25 protein-coding genes and 1 pseudogene are annotated in these 25,364 nt (G+C 63.1%); 16 read left to right on the top strand and 10 right to left on the bottom strand.

Features of this window, described 5'->3' with window-relative positions; genetic code table 11:
- Positions 1-81: 81 nt before the first annotated feature.
- Both BSIN_RS13340 and BSIN_RS13335 read left to right on the top strand, forming a co-directional pair.
- A complete protein-coding gene (locus BSIN_RS13340) occupies positions 82-756 on the top strand; it encodes a response regulator (protein WP_089340861.1) in 675 nt (224 codons plus the stop codon).
- The gene (locus BSIN_RS13335) at positions 753-2,216 is read left to right on the top strand and encodes a sensor histidine kinase (protein ID WP_089340860.1); all 1,464 of its coding nucleotides are present in this window, start codon (positions 753-755) and stop codon (positions 2,214-2,216) included. Before BSIN_RS13340 ends, BSIN_RS13335 begins: the two co-directional genes overlap by 4 nt.
- 281 nt (positions 2,217-2,497) lie before the next feature.
- On the opposite strand, the gene BSIN_RS13330 is transcribed toward BSIN_RS13335, so the two are convergent.
- On the bottom strand, positions 2,498-2,881 hold the full coding sequence (locus tag BSIN_RS13330) for a hypothetical protein (protein ID WP_059519780.1): 384 nt from the start codon (positions 2,879-2,881) through the stop codon (positions 2,498-2,500).
- A 249-nt stretch (positions 2,882-3,130) separates the two neighbouring features.
- On the opposite strand from BSIN_RS13330, the gene BSIN_RS13325 reads away from it, so the two are divergent.
- The 3 genes from BSIN_RS13325 to BSIN_RS13310 all read left to right on the top strand — a co-directional run bounded on the left by BSIN_RS13325 (position 3,131) and on the right by BSIN_RS13310 (position 5,216).
- Positions 3,131-3,568 carry an Hsp20/alpha crystallin family protein gene (locus BSIN_RS13325; protein ID WP_059519779.1) on the top strand — a complete coding sequence of 146 codons (438 nt, stop codon included), beginning with the start codon at positions 3,131-3,133 and terminating at the stop codon, positions 3,566-3,568.
- 15 nt (positions 3,569-3,583) lie between these two features.
- Positions 3,584-3,991: an Hsp20/alpha crystallin family protein gene (locus BSIN_RS13320; RefSeq protein ID WP_089340859.1), complete on the top strand. Its 408-nt coding sequence runs from the start codon at positions 3,584-3,586 to the stop codon at positions 3,989-3,991.
- 565 nt (positions 3,992-4,556) lie between these two features.
- The gene (locus tag BSIN_RS13310; RefSeq protein ID WP_059519776.1) at positions 4,557-5,216 is read left to right on the top strand and encodes a carbonic anhydrase; all 660 of its coding nucleotides are present in this window, start codon (positions 4,557-4,559) and stop codon (positions 5,214-5,216) included.
- Between the two features lie 165 nt (positions 5,217-5,381).
- Here the strand turns inward: BSIN_RS13310 and BSIN_RS13305 are convergent, their stop codons facing one another.
- The 3 genes from BSIN_RS13305 to BSIN_RS13295 form a co-directional block, all read right to left on the bottom strand.
- Complete coding sequence (locus BSIN_RS13305; protein ID WP_089340857.1) at positions 5,382-6,893, bottom strand: cryptochrome/photolyase family protein; 1,512 nt, start codon at positions 6,891-6,893, stop codon at positions 5,382-5,384.
- Between the two features lie 200 nt (positions 6,894-7,093).
- Complete coding sequence (locus BSIN_RS13300) at positions 7,094-7,345, bottom strand: hypothetical protein (RefSeq protein WP_069235884.1); 252 nt, start codon at positions 7,343-7,345, stop codon at positions 7,094-7,096.
- Between the two features lie 76 nt (positions 7,346-7,421).
- The gene (locus BSIN_RS13295) at positions 7,422-7,868 is read right to left on the bottom strand and encodes a hypothetical protein (RefSeq protein ID WP_059519774.1); all 447 of its coding nucleotides are present in this window, start codon (positions 7,866-7,868) and stop codon (positions 7,422-7,424) included.
- A 160-nt stretch (positions 7,869-8,028) separates the two neighbouring features.
- Here BSIN_RS13295 and BSIN_RS25375 point away from each other — a divergent pair, with 160 nt between their 5' ends.
- Positions 8,029-8,322, top strand: coding sequence for a hypothetical protein (locus tag BSIN_RS25375; RefSeq protein ID WP_143757439.1), 294 nt, complete (start codon positions 8,029-8,031; stop codon positions 8,320-8,322).
- A 33-nt stretch (positions 8,323-8,355) separates the two neighbouring features.
- Positions 8,356-9,252 carry an alpha/beta fold hydrolase gene (locus BSIN_RS13285; protein WP_089340855.1) on the top strand — a complete coding sequence of 299 codons (897 nt, stop codon included), beginning with the start codon at positions 8,356-8,358 and terminating at the stop codon, positions 9,250-9,252.
- A gap of 6 nt (positions 9,253-9,258) precedes the next feature.
- Here BSIN_RS13285 and BSIN_RS25830 read toward each other — a convergent pair whose 3' ends face one another.
- The 6 genes from BSIN_RS25830 to BSIN_RS13255 all read right to left on the bottom strand — a co-directional run bounded on the left by BSIN_RS25830 (position 9,259) and on the right by BSIN_RS13255 (position 16,151).
- Positions 9,259-9,474, bottom strand: coding sequence for a transposase domain-containing protein (locus tag BSIN_RS25830; protein WP_159935958.1), 216 nt, complete (start codon positions 9,472-9,474; stop codon positions 9,259-9,261).
- Between the two features lie 179 nt (positions 9,475-9,653).
- Positions 9,654-10,211: a PadR family transcriptional regulator gene (locus tag BSIN_RS13275; protein ID WP_059519771.1), complete on the bottom strand. Its 558-nt coding sequence runs from the start codon at positions 10,209-10,211 to the stop codon at positions 9,654-9,656.
- Positions 10,212-10,395: 184 nt separating this feature from the next.
- Complete coding sequence (locus BSIN_RS13270) at positions 10,396-12,150, bottom strand: N-acyl-D-amino-acid deacylase family protein (protein ID WP_089340853.1); 1,755 nt, start codon at positions 12,148-12,150, stop codon at positions 10,396-10,398.
- A 323-nt stretch (positions 12,151-12,473) separates the two neighbouring features.
- Positions 12,474-13,682: a hypothetical protein gene (locus BSIN_RS13265; protein WP_143757437.1), complete on the bottom strand. Its 1,209-nt coding sequence runs from the start codon at positions 13,680-13,682 to the stop codon at positions 12,474-12,476.
- Positions 13,679-14,803: a hypothetical protein gene (locus BSIN_RS13260; protein WP_143757436.1), complete on the bottom strand. Its 1,125-nt coding sequence runs from the start codon at positions 14,801-14,803 to the stop codon at positions 13,679-13,681. Before BSIN_RS13260 ends, BSIN_RS13265 begins: the two co-directional genes overlap by 4 nt.
- A gap of 454 nt (positions 14,804-15,257) precedes the next feature.
- Positions 15,258-16,151, bottom strand: coding sequence for a LysR substrate-binding domain-containing protein (locus BSIN_RS13255; protein ID WP_089340850.1), 894 nt, complete (start codon positions 16,149-16,151; stop codon positions 15,258-15,260).
- 153 nt (positions 16,152-16,304) lie between these two features.
- Here BSIN_RS13255 and BSIN_RS13250 point away from each other — a divergent pair.
- The 9 genes and pseudogenes from BSIN_RS13250 to BSIN_RS13210 all read left to right on the top strand — a co-directional run bounded on the left by BSIN_RS13250 (position 16,305) and on the right by BSIN_RS13210 (position 25,358).
- Positions 16,305-17,476: pseudogene (locus tag BSIN_RS13250) on the top strand (muconate/chloromuconate family cycloisomerase).
- Positions 17,477-17,506: 30 nt separating this feature from the next.
- Positions 17,507-17,797 (top strand): muconolactone Delta-isomerase, encoded by a 291-nt coding sequence (catC, locus tag BSIN_RS13245; RefSeq protein ID WP_059519765.1) that lies wholly within the window; start codon positions 17,507-17,509, stop codon positions 17,795-17,797.
- Positions 17,798-17,862: 65 nt separating this feature from the next.
- The gene (gene catA / locus BSIN_RS13240) at positions 17,863-18,792 is read left to right on the top strand and encodes a catechol 1,2-dioxygenase (RefSeq protein WP_089340849.1); all 930 of its coding nucleotides are present in this window, start codon (positions 17,863-17,865) and stop codon (positions 18,790-18,792) included.
- 249 nt (positions 18,793-19,041) lie between these two features.
- On the top strand, positions 19,042-19,626 hold the full coding sequence (locus BSIN_RS13235; protein ID WP_089340848.1) for a phosphonate degradation HD-domain oxygenase: 585 nt from the start codon (positions 19,042-19,044) through the stop codon (positions 19,624-19,626).
- Between the two features lie 398 nt (positions 19,627-20,024).
- The gene (locus BSIN_RS13230; protein WP_089340847.1) at positions 20,025-20,273 is read left to right on the top strand and encodes a CsbD family protein; all 249 of its coding nucleotides are present in this window, start codon (positions 20,025-20,027) and stop codon (positions 20,271-20,273) included.
- Positions 20,274-20,331: 58 nt separating this feature from the next.
- The gene (locus BSIN_RS13225) at positions 20,332-20,703 is read left to right on the top strand and encodes a hypothetical protein (protein WP_089340846.1); all 372 of its coding nucleotides are present in this window, start codon (positions 20,332-20,334) and stop codon (positions 20,701-20,703) included.
- A gap of 59 nt (positions 20,704-20,762) precedes the next feature.
- Entirely contained in the window at positions 20,763-21,017 is a 255-nt protein-coding gene (locus BSIN_RS13220; protein ID WP_256583783.1) for a hypothetical protein, read from the top strand.
- A gap of 171 nt (positions 21,018-21,188) precedes the next feature.
- Positions 21,189-21,404: a hypothetical protein gene (locus tag BSIN_RS26505; protein ID WP_083237482.1), complete on the top strand. Its 216-nt coding sequence runs from the start codon at positions 21,189-21,191 to the stop codon at positions 21,402-21,404.
- Between the two features lie 1,014 nt (positions 21,405-22,418).
- On the top strand, positions 22,419-25,358 hold the full coding sequence (locus tag BSIN_RS13210; RefSeq protein WP_089340913.1) for a molybdopterin oxidoreductase family protein: 2,940 nt from the start codon (positions 22,419-22,421) through the stop codon (positions 25,356-25,358).
- The last annotated feature ends 6 nt before the right edge of the window (positions 25,359-25,364 follow it).

The following is a 25,364-nucleotide window of genomic DNA, read 5'->3' as shown; positions in this document are numbered from 1 at the left end:
GGTAAGGGCGGCGCACTTTCAGCCTGCTTTCATTTCGGTTCAAAATAATGCATTTTGTGTCATGGATTTCCCGAGGTTCCCATGCGTGTGCTGCTCGTCGAAGACAATCCGATCCTTGCGCAGTCGCTTGCCGATGCGCTGAGCACCGCGTGTTTCGCGGTCGATCACATGGCGGACGGGGAAGCGGCGGACCACGTGCTGCGCACCCAGGATTACGCGCTCGTGATTCTCGATCTTGGGCTGCCGAAGCTCGACGGGCTCGAAGTGCTCAGGCGCCTGCGCGCGCGGCGCAATCCGGTGCCGGTGCTGATCCTCACCGCGCACGGCTCGGTCGAGGATCGCGTGAGGGGGCTTGACCTCGGCGCCGACGACTATCTGTCCAAGCCGTTCGATCTGACCGAACTGGAAGCGCGCGCCCGCGCGCTGATCCGGCGCAGCCTGGGACATGAGCATTCGCGCATCGAGTGCGGGCCGCTCGTCTACGACAGCGTCGATCGCAACTTCCGGCTGGCCGGCGAGGCGCTGCAGCTAACCCCGCGCGAGCGCTCGGTGCTCGAAGTGCTGATCCTGCGCAACGGCCGCGCGATCAACAAGGAAACGCTGTCGGAGAAGATCTTCGGGCTCGACGAGTCGGTCAACACGGACGCGATCGAGATTTACGTGCATCGTCTGCGTAGAAAGCTCGACAATCGCGGCGTGGCGATCGTGACGCTGCGTGGGCTGGGCTATCTGCTCGAAGCGAGCGCTTCGGCATGATGCGTCCGAATCTGCGCACGCAACTCACGCTGTGGCTGCTGCTGCCGCTTTTGGGGCTGCTCGTTCTGGATTCGTGGCTCACCTATCAGCGCGCGATGAGCGCCGCGCATGTCGCGTTCGACCGCACGCTGTCGTCGTCGCTGAAATCGATCTGCGAGGGCGTGCAACTCAATGGCGGCGATATCGAAGTCAATCTGCCGTATCTCGCGCTGGAGATGTTCGAATCGAACGACGGCGGCAAGATCTACTATCTGATTCGCGAGAGCGGCGGCCGCGCGGTCACCGGCTATCCCGATCTGCCGCTGCCCAAGGCGCTCGACGCCGGCAGCGGCGAGCCGTTCGTCACGCATTACTACGATGCCGTCTATCGCGGCGAGCGGCTGCGCATGGCCGCGCTGCGCCTGCCGATTCACGATGTGCCGAGCGCGCAATCACGGGTCGTCTGGGTGATGGTCGGCGAAACGATCGAAGCGCGCCAGGCGCTCGCGCGCGAGATTCTGACCGGCTCGCTGTTGCAGGAAGGGCTGCTCGTCGTGCTGGCGCTCGGTATCGTTTGGCTGGGCGTGGCGCGCGGGCTGCGCCCGCTGAACCGGCTGTCCGCGACGGTCGCCGCGCGCGCCGAGGACGATCCGGCTCCGCTAGATACGCTCGGCATGCCAAGCGAGCTTGCGCCGCTCGTCGAATCGATCAATCAATACATCGGCCGCACCCAGCGCATGCAGATCGCGCGGCGGCGCTTTTTCGCGGATGCCGCGCATCAGCTGAAAACGCCGCTCGCGGCCGTGCAGGCGGGCGTCGAGCTTGCGCTGCGGCCGGCCGAGCAACAGCGGGTCGGCGTGCATCTGCGACGCGTCGATGGTGCGGTGCGGCAGGCAGCGAAGATCGTTCAGCAATTGTTGTCGCTGTCGCGGCTCGATTCGGATAGCGGCCACACGGCCACGCACGAGCCGGTCGCGCTGCATCGCGTCGCGCGCAGCGTGACGCTCGACTGGTCGCCCGTCGCACGCTCGCGCGACATCGATCTCGGCTTCGAGCACGACGCGGATGTCGTCGTGGACGGGCGGCCCGAATTGCTGTCGGAGATGATCGGCAATCTGATCGACAACGCGATCCGCTATGCGGGCAATCGCGCGGTGATCACCGTGCGCGTGGGGCGCGAAGGCGACGTCGCGCGGCTCGACGTGATTGACAACGGGCCGGGGATTGCGGCGCACGAGCGCGACGCCGTGTTCGCGCGTTTCCATCGCGGCAGCAATGCGCAGACAGTCGAAGGCACCGGGCTTGGGCTGTCGATCGTGCGGGAGATCGCGCGGTTGCACCAAGGGCGGGTCGAGCTGGCCGATGCCGCCGGCGGCGGATTGATCGCGACGGTGACGCTGCCGGTATCGAGCGAGGCGGCGCGAGGCTTGCCGAATGGGCGAACCAAATCGATGCGGTTTTTCGACGATCGAACCGGTTGAGCCGGTTGCGTCGGGTAGTCCGTTATCGTGGGCAAATTTCAACGCCCGGATTGCCATGCCGGCCGCCATCGCCGGCATTTTTCATATTTTGGAGGCGTGATGCCGGCAGGGAGCGCCACCGCCGGCGTGCGCGTTCCGATCCCGCTGCATGCCAGGCGGCGTGGCAGGGCACGCACACGCCGTATGCCGCACGGGCGCGGCGTGTCCAGGCGCGTGTCTTCGTATTGCGCGCATTGCCGTTCAGGCGGACGCCTCGCGCAGAATGTCCGTTGCATGTGGTGCTACTGGATCGGCGGTGCGGTGCCTAGTTTTTCGGCCAGCATGCGCTCGTAGACGCCGAAGTGCAGGTCCACGTCCGCCTGTGCGACCGGCGTGACGGTGATATTGATCTGCTGCGGCAGCAGCCCGAGCACGACCGCGATGGCGGCTTCGAGTTGCGGCGCGCAAACCTTGTCTTCGGCGATCGTGGTTCCGATGACGACGTCGTAGGCCTTTTCCTGCCGGCAGACGAGTTCGACCAGCCGCGCACGGGCGCTCATGTTGTTGTCGATCGCGATTCGGACCACTTCCGCCACGGTGCGCATCGCTTCCGTCGGAAAGCCCTTGGTCGAGCGCAGCCGCACGCGGTGCCTGCCGAGCGTCAACCAGTCAGTGTCGAATTCCATGGAGTCCTCCGTTTGGGGGGGCCTTTGCCTGCGATGATAGGATCTGTCGGACGATTTCCAAGTCCGCGATTTCGTTTTCGCCTCTTGAATTCCCCATTCGAGTGCCTATCTAAAGCTTCGCTCAAGCAGCGGCATGGCGAGTACCTGCGCCGTGCGTTGCGTGTTTCGATTTGTTTGCCAGACGTCGGCAGGCGAACTGGAGCGCGTAGGTCCGTTCGTCTCGACGCATCACATGAGGAGAGCGCCATCATGAGCGATCTTTATTCCGGCACGGGTCTTTTCAGGGAACTCGACCGCTTGCAGCGGCAGATGGAGGGCCTGTTCGGTCCTTTCCCGTCCAGCATCCGGGCGAGCCGTTTCGGCACTTTTCCGGCCATCAACATCGGGGCGACCGATGATTCGATCGAGATCGTCGCGTTCGTGCCGGGCGTCGACGCCGCGGCGCTCGACGTCTCGATCGACAAAGGGTTGCTGACTATCAGCGGTGAACGCAAACCCGTGCAAACGGGCGAAGAGGAAACGCGCGCCTATGCGCAGGAGCGCTTCACCGGCACGTTCCGGCGCGTCATTGAACTGCCGCAAACGGCAGATCCCGACAAGGTCGACGCACGTTACGAAAATGGTTGCTTGTCGATCAGAGTGGGCAAGCGCGAATCGTCCAAACCGCGCGCCATCACTATTCAGTAATTCGAGGAGCGGAAAATGAGCGACACCACCAGACTCACCCAACCCCAACGATCCGCCGTCACGCGCACGCAAGGCGGGCAGCCCGCGCACCGCACGGCAGTCACTCCGGCAGTCGACATCTATGAGAACAGCCACGGCGTGACACTATGGGCCGACCTGCCCGGCGTGACGAAAGACAAGCTCGACGTGCGGGTCCATGATGACAACCTTTCCATCGAAGCGGAAGCCATCGTGCCGACGCCCGCCAACCTCCAGTTGCAGCATGCCGAAGTACGCGAGCCGCATTTCTCGCGCACTTTCACGCTGTCACCGGATTTCGATACGGCGAAAATCGAGGCCAGCCTGCAGGACGGCGTGCTGAAGCTGACGATTCCGCGTCGCGAAGAGGCACGCCCGCGGCGCATCGAGGTGAAAATGGCCTGACGCGCCGGCAGCGAGCGGCGTGAGTACCGTGGCGGCAGCGCTCGCGCGTGCCGCCGCGGCGAATGCATGGCAGCGCTGCTCAACCGGACCGTGCGCGCGATGTCCGAATTGCAGTACGCCTGATGCCCAGCCCGGATGCGATCGACCGCCGTTTCGGTGACGGCGGCGTGTTTGCGTGCACGCGCTGCGTGCGGGCATTGGCGTATATGCGTTGCGTGCGGTGTCACCGTCGATGGTCGGCGTCCGACGGTTGAAGAATTGACGCAGGGCGGATATGCGCAAGCGTGGACGACGCGCGGCAACGGCGCGACCGTCCTGCATGGCGAAAGCGGCGACCTGGCCGCGACGCGAATCGGCTTGGCGACGGTTCGCTCACCGGTGCGTTATTCGTATGCGCCGCGGCATGTTCACGTCGGCCGCGCGGCGCGGATGAGCGCATCAAAATGAGCGCATCGAAACGGACACGGAGGTTCGGCTGATATTCGATTTTCGGCGATAATGGCGGCCGCCCGGAGCGGCAGTTTATCGAACGGTCGCGCCGGCAATCGAATTTGGAGGACGTTACATGCGTGACATCATCGACGGCTTTCTGCGCTTTCAGCGCGAGATCTATCCGCAACGCATCGAACTTTTCAAGCAACTTGCGACGACGCAAAATCCGAAGGCATTATTCGTCACCTGCTCGGATAGTCGCGTCGTGCCCGAACTTCTCACGCAGCGCGAGCCGGGCGAGCTGTTCGTGATTCGCAATGCGGGCAATATCGTGCCGTCTTACGGCCCGGAGCCGGGCGGCGTGTCGGCTACCGTCGAATATGCGGTTGCGGTACTGGGTGTGCGGGATATCGTGATTTGCGGCCACTCCGACTGCGGCGCGATGGGCGCGATCTCGCGGTGCACGTGCCTCGATCATTTGCCGGCGGTGGCCAACTGGCTGCGCCATTCGGATGCCGCGAAGGCGATCAATGCCGCGCATCAGTTCGATACGCCTCGCGCCAAGCTCGATGGGCTCGTGCGTGAAAACGTCATCGCCCAGTTGGCGAATCTGCGCACACATCCTTCGGTGGCGCTTGCGCTCGAACAGGGGCGCATGACGCTGCACGGCTGGGTCTACGACATCGAGACAGGCAGCATCGACGCGCTTGACGGCGCGACGCGACGCTTCGTACCGCTCGCCGAGTCACCGACCACCGTTGCCGTGACTTCGCGCGGCCGCGAACCGGTGTGATGCGGTCTGAATTGCCGGTGCGATAGCCGGTTTTCGTTTTCGCGATTTATTGCAGAAATGGCAGGTATCCGGCAGCCCCGGCTGCCGGTTTCATTGCAGCGCCGATCTTTTGCCGTCACCGCCCGGGACGGGGAAGCGCCGGGCGGTTGCCGCATGCCGAAGCCGCTATCGAGTCGTCGTGCGATGCGCGTGCCCGCCGCGCATGTTGTCCAAAGCTGCGAGGGCGCGCTCGCGCGCATACTGATGAGCCACGATGGGCTGTGGGTAGTCGTGGCCGAGCCGAACCGACGCGGCGGTCAACTGTGCAGATTGAGCGAGCCACGGCGCGTGAATCGATTCGCCGGGTAGACGCGAAAGCTCGGGCACCCAGCGTCGCACATAGTTGCCGTCCGGGTCGAACTTCTGACCCTGCAGCACCGGATTGAAGATGCGAAAGTAAGGCGCCGCGTCCGCGCCGCTGCCGGCTACCCATTGCCAGTTTGCCGGGTTGCTTGCCTCGTCGGCATCCACGAGCGTGTCCCAGAACCACGCTTCTCCGTCGCGCCAATCGATAAGCAAATGCTTGACGAGAAAGGACGCAACCACCATGCGAACCCGGTTGTGCATCCAGCCGGTATGCCAAAGCTCCCGCATGCCGGCATCGACGAGCGGATAGCCGGTTTCGCCGCGCTGCCAGGCGCGCAGTTCGCCGGCATCGGTGCACCACGGCATTGCGTCGAATTGGCGTTTGAAGTTGACCTGATGCAATGGCGCAAAATGATAAAGCAAATAATACGAGAACTCGCGCCAGCCCAGCTCGTCGAGAAACTTGCCCACACTCGCGTCGGCGGCGCTCGAAGAGGAGCGGGGGCGCGCGGCCGACCGCGCGGCATGCCATACCTGCCGCACCGAAAGATTGCCGAAACGCAGATACGGCGAAAGCCGGCTGGTTGCCGTCATCGCAGGATTGTCCCGCCCACTCGCGTAACCGGCCAGCGCGCGGGCTAGAAAGGACTCGAGCTGACGCTGCGCCGCTTGTTCGCCGCATTGCCATGTCGCGCGCAATCCGCCTGCCCAGTCGGGTGCGCAAGGCTGAAGCGCCAATGCCGACAAATCCTTCACCTGGGCGCTCACGTCTTCCGGCACGGGGAAAAAGTCGATGTGACGCGGCGCGGGCAACGGCTCTTCGGCGCGATAGTCGTGGCGCGCCGCGCGCCAATACGCGCTGAATACCTGATATGGCCTGGCATCCTGCGTGGCCACTGTCCAGGGCTCGCGCAGCAGGTGGCCATTGAAAGTCAGAACCGCCATTCCACGTTCTTTCAGCGCCGATTTGATCGCCGCGTCTGTCTCGCGTTGCGCTGCCGAGTATCGGCGGTTCCAGCACACTTTGATCGCACCGATTTTGACGGCAAACGCTTCGATCGTCTGTTGCTCCGGCCCGCGAAGCACGGTCAGTTGACCGCCCATTGCGGCAAGGGAAACGTCGAGTTCGCGCAACGATTCATGAAGCCACCAGCGCGCGGCAGCGCCTGGTGGGCGAATATTCCGTGGCTGCGGATCGTAGACATAAACGCATACGACAGGGTGGCCCGATGCGGCGGCATGGGCGAGTGCGGGGTTATCGGCAACCCGCAGATCATCACGAAACCAGACGACGACCGGCGGGAGCGGGCGGTGCGGCGAAGCGGCAGGCATCGGCAACTCACAGAGCGGTTGGAGCGGGACAATCTACCTGATATGGGCCTCGCGCGTTAGCCGTCGATCGGCGGGCCAACAGGCTGCCAAGCACGCACGCCGCGCCCAAGCGGACGCACGGAACGTCATGCCGTTTCTCAACGTATGAGCGTCGTTCGTGATCGGCATGCGTGTGCTGCGCAGAGCCGGCCGGCGGGCGTTCACGGCCGGTGCGCGGCTGGTTCGAGAATGCTCGTCGCGTGGCCGAGAAACAGCCATTGGTCGCGTTGCGGCTCGGACATATCGGTTTCCCGCATCCAATATCCGCCGCATGTGTGGCAACGAAATTTGCCGACGATCAGCGGCTTGCTCATCAGCGGCCGCAGCTTCTTCGGTTTGCCGACGGCGATCAGCGGCGCGTCGCTCGGGGGCCGCTCGCCGGCGAACGGCAGACAAACATCACAAGGCTTCATCGAAACAATTCCAGGCCGTCGTCCGGCCTCTTCGTCATTTCCGGCACGATCACTGCATTGCACCTGCACCGCCGGCTCAATGCATGACGCGAGCCTGCGCGCGGGCGAGAAACGCACGCAGTTCGGTTTCCCAACCATCGTCCTGTAGCACGACCGTTGCCGTATCGAGCGGCTCCATGTCGCGGCTCAGATGCGCGAGCGCTAACGATCTCGGCGGGCACGGCCGGCGAAAGAAGCGCCCTTCGGCATCGAGAAAGAGGCTCGGGCTGTGTCTGATTCGCGCGCTGGACACCGAAATCGGGTCGAGCACGTGGCGCGCCGATTCTTTCGGATAGACGAAGATCACGTTCGTTCCGCACGACTCGAGGCACGCGCAAACGTCCGCGAACCGGTACAGCATCTGAAAACCGCGTTCGCCGCTCCTGCCGACGCCGACGATCACGAGCCCTTGATCGCCCATTACATCGCGCGGCTCGCGACGTGCGTAGTCATGCGCGAGGAGGGCTACATGCATGTCGAACACGTATGTCTCCAGGTTGGCGCGTTGTGCTCGAGCGCAGCGCGCGGGCGGTTGAGCGGGGAGCCGGACAAGAGGTTCGGCGCAAGGATCAGCCGCTTATTTTAATACATCGAAACGCCGATGGACATCGGCTTGACATGTCGGATGTGTAACGCATGCGCGCATGTTGGACGACCAATGGAGCGCGAACTGCCTGCCGATGAATCGGCGGAGCGAAAGTTTGTGCTCCGAACGACGCGATGCCAGGGGCGATCGTGGCGCGTATGGCCGCGCTATGCAGTCGATTCGGGCGGATTTGCCGGACGCCGGATATTTTTGGGATGGCGGGCACGGTGAAATGCTTGAAAAGGGGGCGGATAGCGAAGTGGCGGTTTTCATGCCGTTTATTTTGATCCGCGGGATGCGATCCATCATTGCCGCCCTCGACGAGAGGATGAGATGGCCGGGTGGCTCATAATGACCTCTTCGAGGTCCTCTTCGGCGTGCTGCGATGTTCGACAACTTCCAAGCTACAACCGTCAAAACCGACGTGGCAGAGATATTCGTCAGGAAGTCCGGATCAGGAATGCCAGTATTGTTGCTGCACGGCTTTCCAGAAACACACTTGATGTGGAGAGATATTGCGCCGCTGCTGTCTGATCGATATGAAGTCTTTTGTGCCGACCTTCGCGGATACGGAAATAGTGGTTGTCCTGACTCCACGTTCACCCATGAGCCGTATAGCAAGCGGGCAATGGCTGGAGACATGGTTGAAATGATGCAAAGATTTGGCCATCAAGAGTTCGCGGTCGTTGGCCATGATCGAGGCGGTAGGGTCGCGCATCGCATGGCGTTAGACTTTCCTGATCGAATACACCATCTGGCAGTTTTGGATATCTTGCCGACGGAAGTTGTTTGGGACAAAGCGGATGCGAGGTTGGCGCTGTCATTCTGGCCATGGTCGCTGCTATCTCAACCATCGCCGCTTCCCGAGCGGCTTATTTCGGCAGCACCGGAAGCGGTTATTGATGATGCATTGAATTGTTGGGGAACCAGTGCGGATACGTTCCCGAAGCACGTCCGAGACGCTTACGTCGATGCTCTACGCGATCCCGCCAGAGTTCACGCCATTTGCGAGGAATACCGCGCGGCTGCAACCATCGACCGGGAGCACGATATGAGCGATATCGCTTCCGGACGAAAAGTTACCTCTCCCGTGCTCGCGGTGTGGAGCAAGCATGGGGGAATAGAAAAGTGGTACCAGGAACATGGCGGGCCAGTGGAACTTTGGCGGGATTTTGCCTGTAACGTTCAAGGTTATGCAGTCGATGGAGGGCACTTTTTCCCGGAAGAGCTTCCGGAACAAACGGCGGACATGCTCCACGCCTTCCTATCGAAGGGTACTTGACGAGTGTCAGCGAGGTTCGTCGCGAATCTTCGAGCGAAGCAGCGCGTCGTAGTCGTCGGCGGTTTTCGCCAGCAGCAGATGCTGGAGCGGCCAAGCGAGGTAGCGGTAGGCATCGAGACGATTCGCGCGGCATGTCTCGACCGACGCGTAGCGGTTCGCACTCGCACTCGCACTCGCACTCGCACTCGCACTCGCGGTCGCGGTCGCGGTCGCGCCGTTCACGGTGTCCGCGAACAACCACGAGCGGTGTCCAATGCATAGCGGGCGCTGCTGTTCGCCGTTGCCGCCATCGCCAAGCCCGCCGCTTTTTTCGGCCGGTGCGACCGGTTCGGCAACAGTGCTGATGAAGCGCGTGGCGGCGAACGGGCCCGCCGGCGCTGCTTCGCGAGCGGCGCTCTGCGTCAGGCGTCGCTCGGACGCGCTCGTTCGTCAGGCAGTGCCAGAATGTCCAGCGCCTGTTGCAGCAGGTCGGCCTGGGTTCGCTCGTACATGATCCCGGCTTGCAGCACGAGATGCTGTAAGCGCCGATTTTTTGTCTGTCCATCGTGCGCGAAATCGCGCGCTTCAATTTCGCGATAGAGCGCGAGCTTTTGCCGATGCTGTTCGAGCCGCTGCCGGACCGTGTCGACGAGCCCGGTCGGCCCGACCGCCGCCTCCGCGCGCAGCCGGATCAACAACTCGTCGCGTTGCGGCTTCGGATCGTCGTGCTGCGCGACCCAGCGCTTGAGTTCCTCGCGTCCGGCAGGCAGGATCCGGTATGCGCGCTTGCGGCCGCGCGCCTGTTCGACCGGCGACGATTCCACCCAGCCGCGTTGCTCGAGCCGCGCCAACTCGCGATAGATCTGCTGATGCGTCGCATGCCAGAAGTAGCCGATCGATCGGTCGAAGCGGCGAGTCAGCTCGGAGCCGGAGCCCGGGCGTTCGGCGAGGGAGGTGAGCAGCGCATGAGGCAGTGACATGGGACGGCGGACGGCGCAGGGCCAATGATCGAACTTCCGTCATCTTGCCATATCGCAACGCGTGGGCCTGGCCTGCCGTCGCAGGGGCCGGCGAAACCTGCCCGGCGGGCCACCGCTGCCGGATGCGTCGAAGACGCGTGCGTAGACGGGCGCTCGCCACGTTGCGGCGGCCGGGCCGGATAGGCTAACGGGTTGCCGCGCGCAAAAAACGCCCCGTGCGTTGCCGCTCGCCATAACCGTCGGCGAACGCGCCGTCGCGGTACACGGTCTGTCCGTTGACGAGCGTTGCCGCGACGGCCGCGCCGCTGCGGTTCACGAGCCGGCGCAGCCCGTCGAATACCGGCATCGCCTGCTCGTGATACGCGTCGACCGACGCGTCCAGGTGCGCGGGATCGATGATCGCGATATCCGCGCGATCGCCGATGCGCAACGTGCCGGCGTCGATGCCGAAATACGCGGCCAGCTCGCCCGTTACACGATGCACGGCCTGCTGGATCGTCATGAACGGCCGTCCGGCCTGCCCGGCTTCGTGCACGCGCCGCAGGAAGCGCACCGGCGCGTTGTAGAACGCCATGTTGCGCAGATGCGCGCCCGAATCGGCAAAACCGATCTGCAATGCGGAATGCGTCGCGACCCGGTCGAGCACGTCGGCGCGATGATTCGCGATCGTCATCCGCCAGCGCACTTGCTTGCCGTGCGAAACGACGAGATCGAGCAGCGCATCGGCCGGATGCAGCCCGCGCTCGTCTGCAACCTGGCCAAACGATTTGCCGATCACCGACGCATCCGGACAGTCGACGATCAACGTATCGTACAAATCGCGGGTCCACAGCCGCAGATCGAGCCCCTTGCCGACCTGCTTGCGGAATTGGCGCCGATAGCCTTCGTTTTGCAGCAGCTTGTTGCGCTCGAGCGCATCGTTCAGGTGCAGCGCCGCGCGCCCCGCGCCGAATTCCTCGAAGATCACGAAATCGATGCCGTCCGCGTACACTTCGAACGGCACGGGTAAATGCTGCCAGACGAGCTTGGCGCGCAGCAGCGCGTTCGCGAACTTCACGCCGTTCAGCAACACGTCGAGCGTGCCTTTCGGGGCAGCCTTGCTGTCGGCGGCCACGAGCAGCGACGTGCGCAGCGGCTTACGCAGGAAATAGCCCGCGCTCGCGGCCATGAACAGCAGGCCGTTCAGCGGATTAGTCGTATTCGGCGCGCTTTGCAACACTCGCCCGCGGCGGCGCAGCACCCGGTTCAGGCGCCGATATTCGTGCCATGTCGCGAACGTCGACGGCAGCGATTTCGACCGGTATCGCTCGCCGTCGAGCTTGTCCCACGGCGTCGTCATCGACGACAGTCCGACGAAGCCCGCGTCGAGCGCGTCGTCGAGCAGTGCTTCCATGCGCTGCAATTCGGCGCGGTCGGGGCGCACATGGTCGTCGACCGCGCGTCCGAGCCCCATTACATACGTGCGCAAGTCCGAATGGCCGAGGAACGCGGCAACGTTGGGGCCGAGCGGCAGCGATTCGAGATGGCTGACGTAACCGGCGGCGCTATCCCAGGTCTTCACGCGCGACAGCACGCTGAGCATCTGCTCGCGCGGCAACGCCTCGACGCGGCTGAAGAGGTCGGTGCAGTCGAGCGCGTCGGCATGCACGGTCGACAGCGAGCACGAGCCGAGAAAAACGCTCGTCACGCCATGGCGCACCGATTCGGGCAGGCCCGGCGATACAAGAATTTCGGCGTCATAGTGCGTGTGGATGTCGACGAAGCCGGGCATCACCCATTTGCCGCTCGCGTCGATCGATTGCGCGCTGTCGGCGGCGAGCGGGGTGTCCGACACTGTGGCGACGCGTCCGTCGCGGATGCCGAGATCGCGCGTGCGCGGCGCGGCGCCTGTGCCGTCGAACCATAAGCCGTTCCGGATGATTGTGTCGTAATGCGCCATCGGGCGTGTCTCCGTATCGTATTCCGAGCGCAGACGGCTGCGCCTCTTTTATCGTTACATTGAATGATGTAAAGATAAAGTGCAAGCAGGAAGATTGCGGATAGCGCCGGCGCAGAGGCGGCAGACGCCCGGCCGGCCCGATCGGCGAGGCATTGAACGAGCCGGGCGGTTGACGGCGTCTCAGCCGGAGTCGACGAGCGCGCCGTGCGCCGAGAGGCCGGACGCGAAGGGGGGCTGCCGAGGCTGGCGTGACGCTGGACGCGAATGCGGCGCCGCGCCGCGCCGGATCGGCCGACGGGGAACCTGCGGCGCCCGCCACCGCGTCAATTCGGCGGAAGCGCGATTTCGAGCGTACCGTCCGGCGCGATGGTCGCGTCGCCGGACGCGAGCCGCTGCCGGTAGTCGTTGAGCGCGAATCTGAACGTGCGCGTCAACGGCGTCGGCCGGATCAACGCTCGCGCGTTGAGCAAGGTCAGGTTGAAAAACTTGACGTCGCCCGATTGCAGCCAGATGTACGACTGCGGCAACGTGCCGGGCGGCGCGAAAGTCATGGCCGTTTCGCCCTGTTTGCCGAAGCGCAGATACAGCCCGCGCGCGCCGACCCACGCGGCGCTTGCGTTGCCGACGATCTTCGGCGGCGGGAACAGCGCCTGATAGTCGATATCGAGCGTATTGCCCTTGAAGTCCACGCCCGCCGCGGTGATCGGCACGACCGACGCCAGCCCGATGCCCGTCAGGTGCATCATTGTCGTGAGCGGCAGGCCGAACGCCTGAGTTTGCTGGGGTGTCAGCCGCAGCACCGGCCGGTCGTCGATGGTCGCGATGTCGGCGATCATCGTCACGGGCACGCTGGGATGCGGCAGCAGGCCCCAAGGATTCGCGCGGCCGGTGATCATCAGTTGCTTGGCCGTGTAGTAGCTCGTTTTGACGTCGGTGAACCGCGCGCCCGGGTAAGTCAGGATGTAGCGGTTGAACAGCGTCGCGAGCACCTCGAACGGCACCATGATTTCGCCGCTCTCGATGCGCAGGTCGTAAGTGTCGGGCGCGTCGAAATCGACCGGCATGTCGGCGCGCTTGGGTTCGAGCCAGCCATCCAGCTGCAACACGTGAAAACCGAGATCCTGATTCAGATAGATGTCGCTGTTTCGGATCTGGATGCCGACGCGGGGATAGCCCGAGCGGCGGTCGGTCGCGGCAGGCGGGCAAGGCGGCCGCGCGCCGGCGGGCAGCGGCGTGATGTCGGCCTGCCAGAACTTGCGCCATGCGGCATAGCTGGTCGACGGCCGGCCGGCATCGGCGGCGGCGCTTTTTTTGCGCAGCGTGGCGTAGCCGGACACCGGATCGATGACGGCTTGCGCGATGGCCGTATCGTCACCCGGCGCGTCCGGCGCGACCGGCGGCTGCGCGGCCGACGTCAAGCGCTCGCATTGCGGGCGTGCAGCCGGGGCAGTGTCCGCGCCCAAGACCGGCAACGCGGCGGCGCTGCAAATGACGGCCGCCATCGCCCAGCGCCATGCTCGGATCGGCTTCATTGGAGCCTCCTGGCTTGTTTATCGGCATCGGGCCGCTTGATGATCGAAACGCTACCGTCTATTCCCAAGCGGACATTGCAGCGCTGCAGCAGGGTGCGGTAATCGTAAAGGCTGAACGTCAGCGTTTCGGACGCATCGGCGCTGGAAAACGCGAGCGTGGTGTCCCGGGCGAGTACGCGCGCGACGCGAATGTCGCCGCCCGACAGCAGCAGATAGCTGCGGGCGGGATCGCTGATCAGCCCGGTGGCGGCCGATGCAAGCGGCGGCTCGCCACACGCATCGACGCCGGTTTTCGTGTTGGCACGGGGGGCGGCGTTGACGCCGGCCGTCGCGCTTGCCGCCGGGTTCGAAGCCGAACTCGAACCCAGGCTGGGACCCAGCGTCATGACGATGCGCTCGCCGGTCTGGTTGATTGCCTGAATCGAGAAGCGGAATTGCGGCGGCGGCAGGATCGACATCACTCGGATCACGATGCGGTTGTCCCGCAACGAGATCGAGCGGGTGTGCAACGGCACGATGCTCTGGATGGTCAGCCGCGCGACATGCAGGCTGGGCGCGACCTCGACGCCGTCGATCAGGATATTGTCGGCTTCGAAGCCGAGCGTTGCCGCATCGTCCAGCATCAGGCGTCCGGTGAGCGTCATCGGCAGCCAGCTTTTGCCGCGCAGCAGTTCGCCGACAATTTGCAGTCCGTTGTTGACGACCTTGATTTGCGTGTTGCGAATCGGCGCGTGCGCGTCCGACAATTCGCGGTTCAGCAGCGCGGCGAGATTGGCGCCGGTCATCGATATTTCGCCGTTCGACACATCGACCCGGAACGATTCGGGATCATCCATCACGATGGGGCGAGACGGATCGTTTGCGTTCAGCCACGCATTCACGTGGCGGATATGAAAACCCGCGTCGCCGGTAAAGCGGAATTCGAGATTATTGGCGACGAAGCGCGTCGCACGCCGGTCGCCGCACTGCGCGGACACTGCCGCCAACGCGGCGCTCGCCGGGTAAGCCACGGCCGGATTCGACGGGTCCGCCGCCGCGCCGGCCGCCGGACAGTGCGCGAGCGACAGCAGCGTCGCTGCCACGCCGAGCAGGGGAGGCCATCCCCTTTTTTCATCCCGCATTGCATGTCTCCCTGTTTCTATATTGAATTTATTTAGCATCTCGCGGTATGGCCGTGCGGCAACGCCTGCACTGCGACGGCGCAAGCGTTGTCGACCGATGCGTTCGAATTCAGGTTCGAAGCACGCCGGGGTGCCTGACGGACTTTATATCCAAACCGCCATTTTGTCGTTCATTCGTTATCCGAATATACCGTCGGATACAGATGCCGGTATGTCGTCGGAACCGAAGATTCCGCCTATTTCGTCGAGTTTGACGTCGCCGTTTCGAATGTTTTAAACAAGCGGCGATTGGCGTCGTTCGCTGCGGAGGGCGATTCATCGGGATTGCCGAATTCCGCTTGAAACAATCGGCGCGGCTTGGCCGGCTGGCTGGCCGGTCTGCCGGGGAGCCGAGCCGGCAGGTCGACGGCTTTTCTCGCTATTCTCGAATCCGCCGCGCTCCGGGCCGCTCGGCTCAGCCCGGATGCTCGCGGTACATCTCCAGCGTCAATGCCTTGACGAATTCGACATACTCGGACCGGTCGTGCCGCCGGTGGCTGAGCACGATCGGCGACGTCGCGAATTCGTCGGCGAGCGGCCGGTACAGCACGTCCGGGCGGATGAAGCGCGCGGACGAAGGCACGATGCAGATTCCGGCGTCCGCGGCCACGAGCCCGAGCGCGGTTTGCAGTTCGCGAACCTCGGTGATTTCGGGCGGATGCACGCCATGATCGTGCAGCAGCGACAGCACCTGGTCCGCGTAACTCGGCCGCGGCTCTTTGGGGTAAATGATCACGCGCTGGCCGCCAAGCATGTCGACCGGCAGCGGCGCGGTGTCGTGCGCGAACCGGTGATCGGGCGAATACGCGGCCATCAGCCGTTCCTCGTATATCACGAGCCGCTCGACGCCCGGGTCGGTGATGCGCAATCGCCCGAAGCCGAGATCAATCCGCCCGCTTTTCAGCGCTTGCGTTTGCTGGATCGAATACATCTCGATCAATTGCACGTCGAGCGCGGGATCATGCTGCCGCAGACGCCGCACAAGCGTCGGCAGTCCGCTGTAAAGCGTCGACGCGACGAAGCCGATCGACAACACGCTACGCTCGCCGTTGCCGACGCGGCGCGTCATGTTTTTCGCCTGCTCGACGCGCCCGAGAATCTGCAGCGCCTGCTCGTAAAAAAGCCGCCCGGCCTCGGTGAGCTTCAGTGGCCGGCTCGTGCGGATCAGCAGCGGCACGCCCAGCTCGTCCTCGAGCTGCTGGATTTGCCGGCTCAGCGGTGGCTGTGCGATATGCAGCAACTCGGCCGCGCGCGTGACGTTGCGCTCGTTCGCGACGGCAACGAAGTAGCGCAGTTGTCTGATGTCCATCGAGTCAGCCTCCGGTATTTCTTTCGATCAAGGTATTTTGATGATAAAAAACAGAAAAAAATCAAACGTTTACTTTGTATCATACCTTTAAGGTATCTAATAAGACGCAAATAGTGTTGGATTTGGCGCGTGCGCATTTCTAGACTCGTGCCCATGAATACCGCACTCACTCCTTCCGGCCGCGCCGAAGCGCGCATCGAGCGCGTGGAAACCCTGCTGCTCGACATTCCGACGATCCGCGCGCATCGGTTGTCGATGGCGACGATGCAGAGCCAGACGCTGATGCTCGTGCGCATTCGTACCGCCGACGGCATCGTCGGCATCGGGGAGGGCACGACGATCGCCGGCATGGCCTACGGTGCGGAAAGCCCCGAAGGCATGAAGCTGACGATCGACCGTTACATCGCGCCGCAACTGGTCGGCGCGGATGCGACGCGCGTGCAGGCGCTGATGGCGCGGATTGGCCAGTTCGTCAAAGGCAACCATTTCGCGAAGTGCGCGGTCGAGACCGCGCTGCTCGACGCGCTCGGCCGGCGCGCCGGCCGGTATCGGAGCTGCTCGGCGGGCGGCGCCGCGATACGCTGCCGGTGGCCTGGACGCTTGCGTCCGGCGACACCGCGCGCGATATCGCCGAAGCCGAGCAGATGCTCGCGCTGCGCCGTCACAATGTGTTCAAGCTGAAAATCGGCGGCCGGCCGCTCGCGCACGACATTGCGCACGTTGCGGCAATCAAGCGCGCGCTCGGCGAGCGCGCGAGCGTGCGGGTCGACGTGAACATGGCATGGAGCGAAACCGAGGCGGTGCGCGGGCTTGCGGCGCTCGCGCACGCGGGATGCGATCTCGTCGAGCAGCCAGTCGCGTCGCCGCGCGCGCTTGCGCGGCTCGTCCGGCGCTTTCCGGTTGCGGTGATGGCCGACGAATCGCTGCAAGGCCCGCAGACGGCGCTCGAACTCGCGCGCCTCGAGGCCGCCGATGTGTTTGCGGTGAAGATCGAGCAATCGGGCGGGCTGTTCGCCGCGGCGCAGGTGGCCGCGATCGCCGATGCGGCGGGTATCGAGCTTTATGGCGGCACGATGCTCGAAGGCGCGGTAGGCACCATTGCATCGGCGCAGCTTTTCTCGACCTTTGCGCACTTGCAATGGGGCACCGAGCTGTTCGGGCCGCTGCTGCTGACCGAGGAAATCCTGACTGAGCCGCTGCGCTATGACGCGTTCGAACTGTATTTGCCGACAGGCCCCGGTCTGGGCATCGCGCTCGACGAAGCGCGCGTCGACGCGCTGCGGCGCGATCGCCCGCGCGTGACGGTCGCGGCCGCGCGCTATTGACATTCGACATTGATTCGAGGAGACGAACCCATGCTGTTTCATGTGCGTATGGACGTGAAATTGCCGCACGACATGCCGGCCGACGTCGCCGCCAAGCTCAAGGCCGACGAGAAGGCGCGCTTTCAGCAATTGCAGCGCAGCGGTGCATGGCGCCATATCTGGCGCATCGTCGGGCAATACGCGAACGTGAGCATCTTCGACGTCGAAAGTCCCGCGCAACTGCACGACTATCTGATGTCGCTGCCGCTTTTTCCGTACATGCAGATCGACGTGATGCCGTTGTGCCGGCATCCGTCGTCGCTGCTCGACGACGATCGCTGATTCCGCCGCTTCCGATACCGAAAGGCGCGGCCGTTGCGCCGCCCACCATTGAGGAGACTGCTCAGATGAGCATCAAGATCGCAACCACGCCAGAAATGCGCGCATTCGCCGAACTCGCCAGTGGACTGACATCGGAGCAGGGCTCGCGTCGCGCAAAGCAGATCGTTCATCGTTTGTTGACTGATCTGTTTAAGGCGATCGACGACCTCGACATCACGCCCGACGAAGTCTGGGCGGGGATCGCGTACCTGAACGATCTCGGCGCGGCGGGCGAGGCGGGGTTGCTCGCCGCCGGTCTCGGCCTCGAGCACTATCTCGACGTCCGGATGGACGCGCAAGACGCCGCCGCCGGCATCGAAACCGGGACGTCGCGCACGATCGAAGGCCCGCTGTATGTCGGCGGCGCGCCGCTATCGGACGGCACCGCGCGCCTGGACGACGGCACCGACGCGGGCCGCACGCTGATCATGCACGGCGTCGTGCGCAATCTGGCCGGCGAGCCGGTTCGAAACGCGATCGTCGACGTCTGGCATGCGAATACGAAAGGGATGTATTCGTTCTTCGACAAATCGCAGAGCCGGTACAACCTGCGCCGCAGAATTCGGACGGGCGCCGACGGCCGCTACGAATTCCGCAGCATTCTGCCGTCCGGCTACGGCTGCCCGCCGGACGGCCCGACCCAGCATTTGCTCAATCAGATCGGCCGCCACGGTCAGCGCCCGGCGCACATCCATTTCTTCGTCAGCGCGCCCGGCCATCGTCAATTGACGACGCAAATCAACATCGCCGGTGACGCGTATTTGCACGACGACTTCGCGTTCGCGACGCGCGACGATCTGATTGCCGATATCGTCGAGCGTAGCGACGCTGCGTCGCTCCAGGCGCACAGCCTGAGCGCTCCGTTTGTGGAGATTGCTTTCGACTTCGTGATCACGCCGCTCGACGCTCGCGCGCCGGATGGCGTCGTGCAGCGCCGCCGCGTCGAGGCTGCTTAGACGATCAGCCGCTTGAAGCAGTGCATTTGGCCCGGCTTCGCGGGGCGGCGGCGTGATGCGTCGCCGTGCATCAGCGTCGGGCATTGAGCCGTCGAATATCGGCGGGGCATGAGTCGATGTCGGTCGCGGCCTGCCGACTACCCATCTTGGCCAGTCTAGACGACCAGATAACGTCATTCGACTGTCATCGCTGTCCGTTAAACTGCGGCCAAGGCAGGGCGATCGCGCCGCCCGCTTTCAGGAGGACCGATGGCATTAAATCTCGAAGATATTCGAAGCCTGTTCCAACTGCACGGTTCTCTGGCCTATAGCGGCGAGCCCGTCACTCAGCTTGAGCATGCCTTGCAATGCGGCACGCTTGCGCAAGCCGAAGGCGCGCACGATCACCTCGTCTGCGCGGCATTTTTGCACGACCTGGGCCATCTTCTAGTCCATCGCGCCAACGGCCCGGCCGATCACGACGTCGACGACGTGCATCAATATTGCGTGCTGCCTTTTCTTCGGCCTGTTCTACCAGACGCCGTACTCGAGCCGATCCGGCTTCATGTGGATGCCAAACGCTATTTATGTTTGATCGACGCCGAATACGCGAGCCGACTATCCGCGGATTCGGTACGCAGCCTGCGGTTGCAAGGCGGGATATTTTCCAGGGACGAGGCCATCGCATTCATGCGAAAGCCATTCGCCGAAGAAGCCTTAGGTTTGCGGCGGTGGGACGACGAGGCTAAACAGGCCGAATACGAGACGCCGCCGCTTGAGCACTTCATCGAAGTGGTTGCGCGTGTAATGAATAGCCACGAGAAAAAGGCGACTGCCGGCCACGATCGACGGTAGCCGAAGTCGACATTATGGTGCGCAGCGTTGCCACCATGACCCACGGGAACGCGACGATGGCTTCCGGATGCCTTGCGAAGCGTCCGGGGGAATATCCGCATTCAAATTGCGTCGCATCGATCGCGCTGTCGTTGGTCATCCTGAATTATTCTGCTATTTCTTTTCCCGTTCCGTTTGATCGGCGCCCTTCACGCTGAAATACTTGGGTTGCCGATATGCACGGCGGTTGAACTCGTACCCTCCCATCCCTCAAATGCACTAATTGTTCCGGTACGTTTGAACATGGTGCGCGAATGGCCGCTTTTCTACACTAGCTCCCGGGATGTCGAATGGCTTCGCGGATGTGAGCCAACGTTATCCCGACGATTAGACAAGCAAATTTAACGACGAGGTCAATTATGTTCGAAAAAACCGAAGGTACGGTACAGAAGCTGGTGGGCAACGCGCAAGCGGCGGTGGGTGACGCCGTGGGCAATACCGACCTGCAGGTCGAGGGAGCGGTGCGCGAGGTGGCAGGCAAGGTCCAACAGTCCTATGGCGAGGCGCTCGAGCAGGTGCGCGACGTTGCGGCAAACAATCCGCTTGCGACGCTGGCCGCTGTTGCGGCGGTGAGCTTCATCATCGGCGCAATGTGGTCGAAGCGTTAATCGCAATCGCTTTAGTGGAACGGGTCCGCGCGCGGTGAAGTCATCACGGGAACATGTCATGGTTGTGCTTTCAAAATTCAGAAAATGGCAAAACGTCGCACAATTTTCGGCCTCGCGTCTGACCGATTATGCAGGTCTGGCGGCAGTCGAGTTCGATCTCGCCCGGAAGTACTTCCTGCGCGATTTGATCCTATATGCGCTGCTCGGCTTGAGTGTCATGCTGGGGCTGGCGTTCGTGTCCGTGGCGGCGATTGTCAGTGCTGCGACGACGCCGTACTTGATCGAGATCGCGTGGAGCGTCGCCGCGTTCTGGATGCTCGTGTCCATCGGGTGCTGGGTTGCGGTGCGCATGCGCGATGAGCGCGGCACGTTTTCCGTTCTGGCTGCGGAATTGCAGCGCGACATTCAGACCATTAAAGAGAGTATGTGATGAAACGACGAACAGCAGAGGGTTCGCCGGAAGCACAACGCAGGGTGCTGCTTGCCCGCATGGCCGCGACGCGCACCGAATTATCTTCGTCGAACCGAGTGATCGACATGACGAGGCCGATTTCCGCACGCGGTAATGCCGCCGGCTATCGGGCCATGACGCTGCCGAATCTCGGCGGATCCGCCGGCATTGCAATCGCGGTGGCGCTCGTCGGGTGCGTGCTGCTGGGGCCGCGGCGTTTGGTCATGACGGCCGCGCGCGCGGGCGTCGCGGCGCTGATCGGACGAATGGCGCGGGACACCGTCCAGAAATAGGGCGGCGCGGCATCGGACGAAAGTGGGATGCGTTTGAGCAGACGGCGTGAGCATGATGCCAACGTCCTACTTGCGTCCTTTTCTGCCAAACGCGTTTTTGAGAATACGGCGTGTACGTTGTCGTATGGAAGCGTGCCGCGCCGATTACTGTTTTTCCAAGGAGAACTTGCAATGAAATTCCTCGCGATCACAGCGACTTGCGTCGCATTGTTCGCCGTTTCCGCTTCGGCGCGAGCAGAAGGGTGTCTGAAGGGGGCCGCGGTGGGCGCTGTCGCCGGCCACGTTGCCGGTCATCATAGTGTGGCTGGTTCGGCAGCGGGGTGCGCGATTGGCCATCATCGCGCGGCGAAGAAGGCCAAGGCAGCGAGCGCGGCTAGTGCGGTCTAGTAACGCGATGAGGCGGATGCCGGTGAAACGCCGATTCCATTATCGCTCGGCGCGCCCGATTGCCCGGCATGATGTGATCGATCGAGACTGGCCCCATGCCGGCTGCCCGATGCGAGCGGTGCAGCCGGCCGATGGTCCGTTCACCGGACGGCAAGGCGGTGAGCTTGGCGGCCTGCGCTCAGGCACGTGAATCCGCTTGGTATTAAGCATATCAAATCGCAGTTAGCCGAGGCCATCGAGGCGTGGGGGCCCGTCTCGAAAGGCGAGGTGCAAGCGAAACGCATCTGGCGCGCGTACCGACCGATTGCGGTGCGTCGCTCAGAGCCGCAAGACCGCGATAAACCTGTTCGCTATTCTTTTGTATCCGTTATCTTCTTTGCGTGGAGCATTGGTAGATCGTTTTTACGCAGATCGATTTTTTCGATCAACCGTGTGAAGCCCGAGCGCGTCGACACGGAAATTCTGCATCCTGCCTGCATACTTATATCGGATAGCTAACGGTTGTCTACCATCAGCTGGCAGAAGTTGCAGTGCGCGATACCGGGTCTCGGCACCTCGCGTTCGCGCCAAGATCCAGCTACGCTCGATAGCCATCCACCTTGGCGTTGGCTTTGTTCATATGTGGGCGGCGACATGTTTGGCGTTAGCCGAACGCAGCACCGACGGGCGTTTATCGACGAAATGCCGGTCGATCAAAATCGACCTGGCGCTTCGCGGATCTCTGCCGTCCTGCTTCCTCACCGTTGAAATCGACATTCGATCATGCCGTCTGCCGCTTACTGCGACGCGGTGGCGGCGATTTTCGCCGTGCAGCCGTATCGTGAGCCGCCGCAAGGCGGCATAGCTTAACTATCGGTTGCTGCGATGATTTCGATACGAAATGGCGATTTTTCTTTTGCGCGTGCCGCTCTTAGCATGGAGGCCGATGAAGTCCGGCAAGCATGCGCATCGTGACCGGTGCCGTTGCTTGCCGAGCTTGTGCCGCTGCTGACGAGAGTGTCGACGGAGGATGGGATGGAGCGCAAAGCACGCACGCAAAACGAAGAATTGGAGGTCAAGACGACGACCTGCTACATGTGCGCCTGCCGATGTGGGATTCGTGTGCATCTGCGCGATGGCGAGGTGCGTTATATCGACGGCAATCCGGCCCATCCGCTCAATCAGGGAGTGATCTGCGCGAAGGGCTCGTCGGGCATCATGAAGCAGTATTCGCCCGCGCGGCTCACGCAGCCTTTGATGCGTAAGCCAGATGCGTTGCGTGGCACGGCGCAGTTCGAGCCAGTTTCATGGGATGTCGCGTTCGACGTGCTGGAAAAGCGCCTTGCGCATCTGCGCGCAACCGACCCGAAAAAATTCGCGCTCTTTACCGGCCGCGATCAGATGCAGGCTTTGACGGGGCTTTTCGCCAAGCAGTTCGGCACACCTAATTATGCCGCGCATGGCGGCTTCTGCTCGGTGAACATGGCTGCAGGCATGATCTATACGATGGGCGGTTCGTTCTGGGAGTTCGGCGGCCCCGATCTCGATCGTGCGAAGCTGTTCTTCATGATCGGCACCGCCGAAGACCATCACTCGAATCCGCTCAAAATTGCAATCTCGAAGTTCAAGCGCGCGGGCGGCCGCTTCATCGCGATCAATCCGGTCCGTACGGGCTATGCGGCAATCGCGGACGAATGGGTGCCGATCCGTCCGGGAACCGACGGCGCGCTGTTCATGGCGCTGATGCATGAGTTGATCGAAAACGATGCGTATGACCGCGAGTTCGTGGAGCGCTACACGAATGCGGGCGAATTGCTCGACATGCGCGAGGGTTCCAGCACCTATGGCCTTTTCGTGCGGGACGAAGGGGCGCAGGAACGCAATGCCCTGTTTCCGCAGAACCATATGTGGTGGGATCCCGTGAGCCGGCGTGAAGTCCTGCATCACACGCCGGGCGTGCGTCCCGCGCTTGAAGGGCGTTATACGCTGGCAAACGGCACGCCCGTTGCGCCGTCGTTCTCGCTGCTGCGCGAACAAGTGGCGGGTTGCACGCCGCAATGGGCGTCGGACATCACGGGCATCGCACCCGATACGATCCGCCGGCTCGCGCAGGAAATGGCCGACGTGGCGCGCGACCAAAAGATCTCGTTGCCGATTCAATGGACCGATGCCTGGGGACAAACGCATGACACCGTGACGGGCGCGCCGATCGCATTCCACGCAATGCGCGGTCTGGCCGGACATTCGAACGGCTTTCAGACGATCCGCGCGCTTGCCGTGCTGATGTCGCTGCTCGGCACCATCGACCGCCCGGGCGGCTTCCGGCACAAGTCGCCCTATCCGCGTGCCGTGCCGCCATCGGCCAAGCCGCCGAACAGCCCCGGCGACGTCAAGCCGAATACGCCGCTCGCCAATGGCCCGCTTGGCTGGCCGGCCGGCCCCGAAGACCTGTTCATTCATGACAACGGCGACCCGGTGCGCATCGACAAGGCGTTTTCATGGGAATATCCGCTTGCCGTGCATGGCCTGATGCACAGCGTCATCACCAACGCGTGGCGCGGCGATCCCTATCCCATCGATACGCTGCTGATCTTCATGGCCAACATGGCATGGAATTCGTCGATGAACACCGTGGAGGTCCGCAAGATGCTCGCGGATCGCAACGAAAACGGCGAGTACAAAATTCCATTCATCGTCGTATGCGATGCGTTCCAGTCGGAAATGACGGCATTCGCCGATCTCATCCTGCCCGATACGACTTACCTTGAACGTTACGATGCAATGTCGATGCTGGACCGCCCGATCTCCGAATTCGATGGCCCGGTCGACTCCGTGCGTGTTCCTGTCGTGCCGCCGACTGGCGAATGCAAACCGTTCCAGGAGGTGCTCGTCGAGCTGGCGAGCCGGCTGAAACTTCCCGCCTTCACGACACCGGACGGCAAGCGCAAGTATCGCGACTATCCGGATTTCGTCGTCAATTACCAGACAGCGCCAGGTTCCGGAGTTGGGTTCCTGATCGGCTGGCGCGGCAAGGACGGCCAGGAGGCCCTGGTCGGCGAGCCGAATCCGCGGCAATGGGAAGCCTATGCGCGGCACAACTGCGTTTATCACTACACGCTGCCCGAGCCGTTGCAGTACATGCGCAATGCGAACGGGCCATACCTGCAATTCGCAGTCGAGAAGGGTTTTCGAAAATTCGCAGAGCCAATCGTCATTGCGCTGTATTCCGACGTGATGCAGAAATTCAGGCTCGCCGCGCAGGGCAAGACCGAAGGGCGGCAGCCGCCCGACCATTTGCGTGCGCGCGTGGCGCACTATTTCGATCCGCTGCCGTTCTGGCATCCGCCGCTCGAACACGGAACGACCGATCACGCGCGTTTTCCGCTGGCGGCCGTCACGCAGCGCCCGATGGCGATGTACCACTCGTGGGATTCGCAGAACGCGTGGCTGCGGCAGATTCATGGCGAGAACTATCTGTATATGAATCCACGCATGGCTGCCGCGCAAGGTATCGAGGATGGCGGGTGGATCTATGTCGAATCGCAATGGGGCAAGGTGCGGTGTCTTGCGCGCTATAGCGAGGCCGTCGAGCCGGGTACGGTATGGACATGGAATGCGATTGGCAAGGCAGCGGGCGCATGGAATCTCGGCCCGGAGGCCAACGAATCGCAGCGAGGGTTCCTGCTGAATCACCTGATCACGGATGAGATTCCCGTTGCCGACCCGCAACATGCGCGCACCTCTAACTCCGATCCGGTGACGGGGCAGGCCGCTTGGTATGACGTGCGTGTGCGCGTCTATCCTGCCGAGGCGCACGCCAGCCATACCCTGCCGCAATTCGCGCCAATGCCGGCGGCGATGCCCGGAGTGGTGGGTACGGGTTCGGGCGGCCTGCTTCATCGCATCGTGCAGACGTATTTCGCGGGGCGCGGCGAATTCGCGGCGCGGCTGCGCAAAGCGACACGGCACAATTGAACGGAG

The sequence above is a fragment of the Burkholderia singularis genome, assembly GCF_900176645.1.
Lineage (GTDB): Bacteria > Pseudomonadota > Gammaproteobacteria > Burkholderiales > Burkholderiaceae > Burkholderia > Burkholderia singularis.
This window is presented reverse-complemented; position numbering and strand designations above follow the sequence as displayed.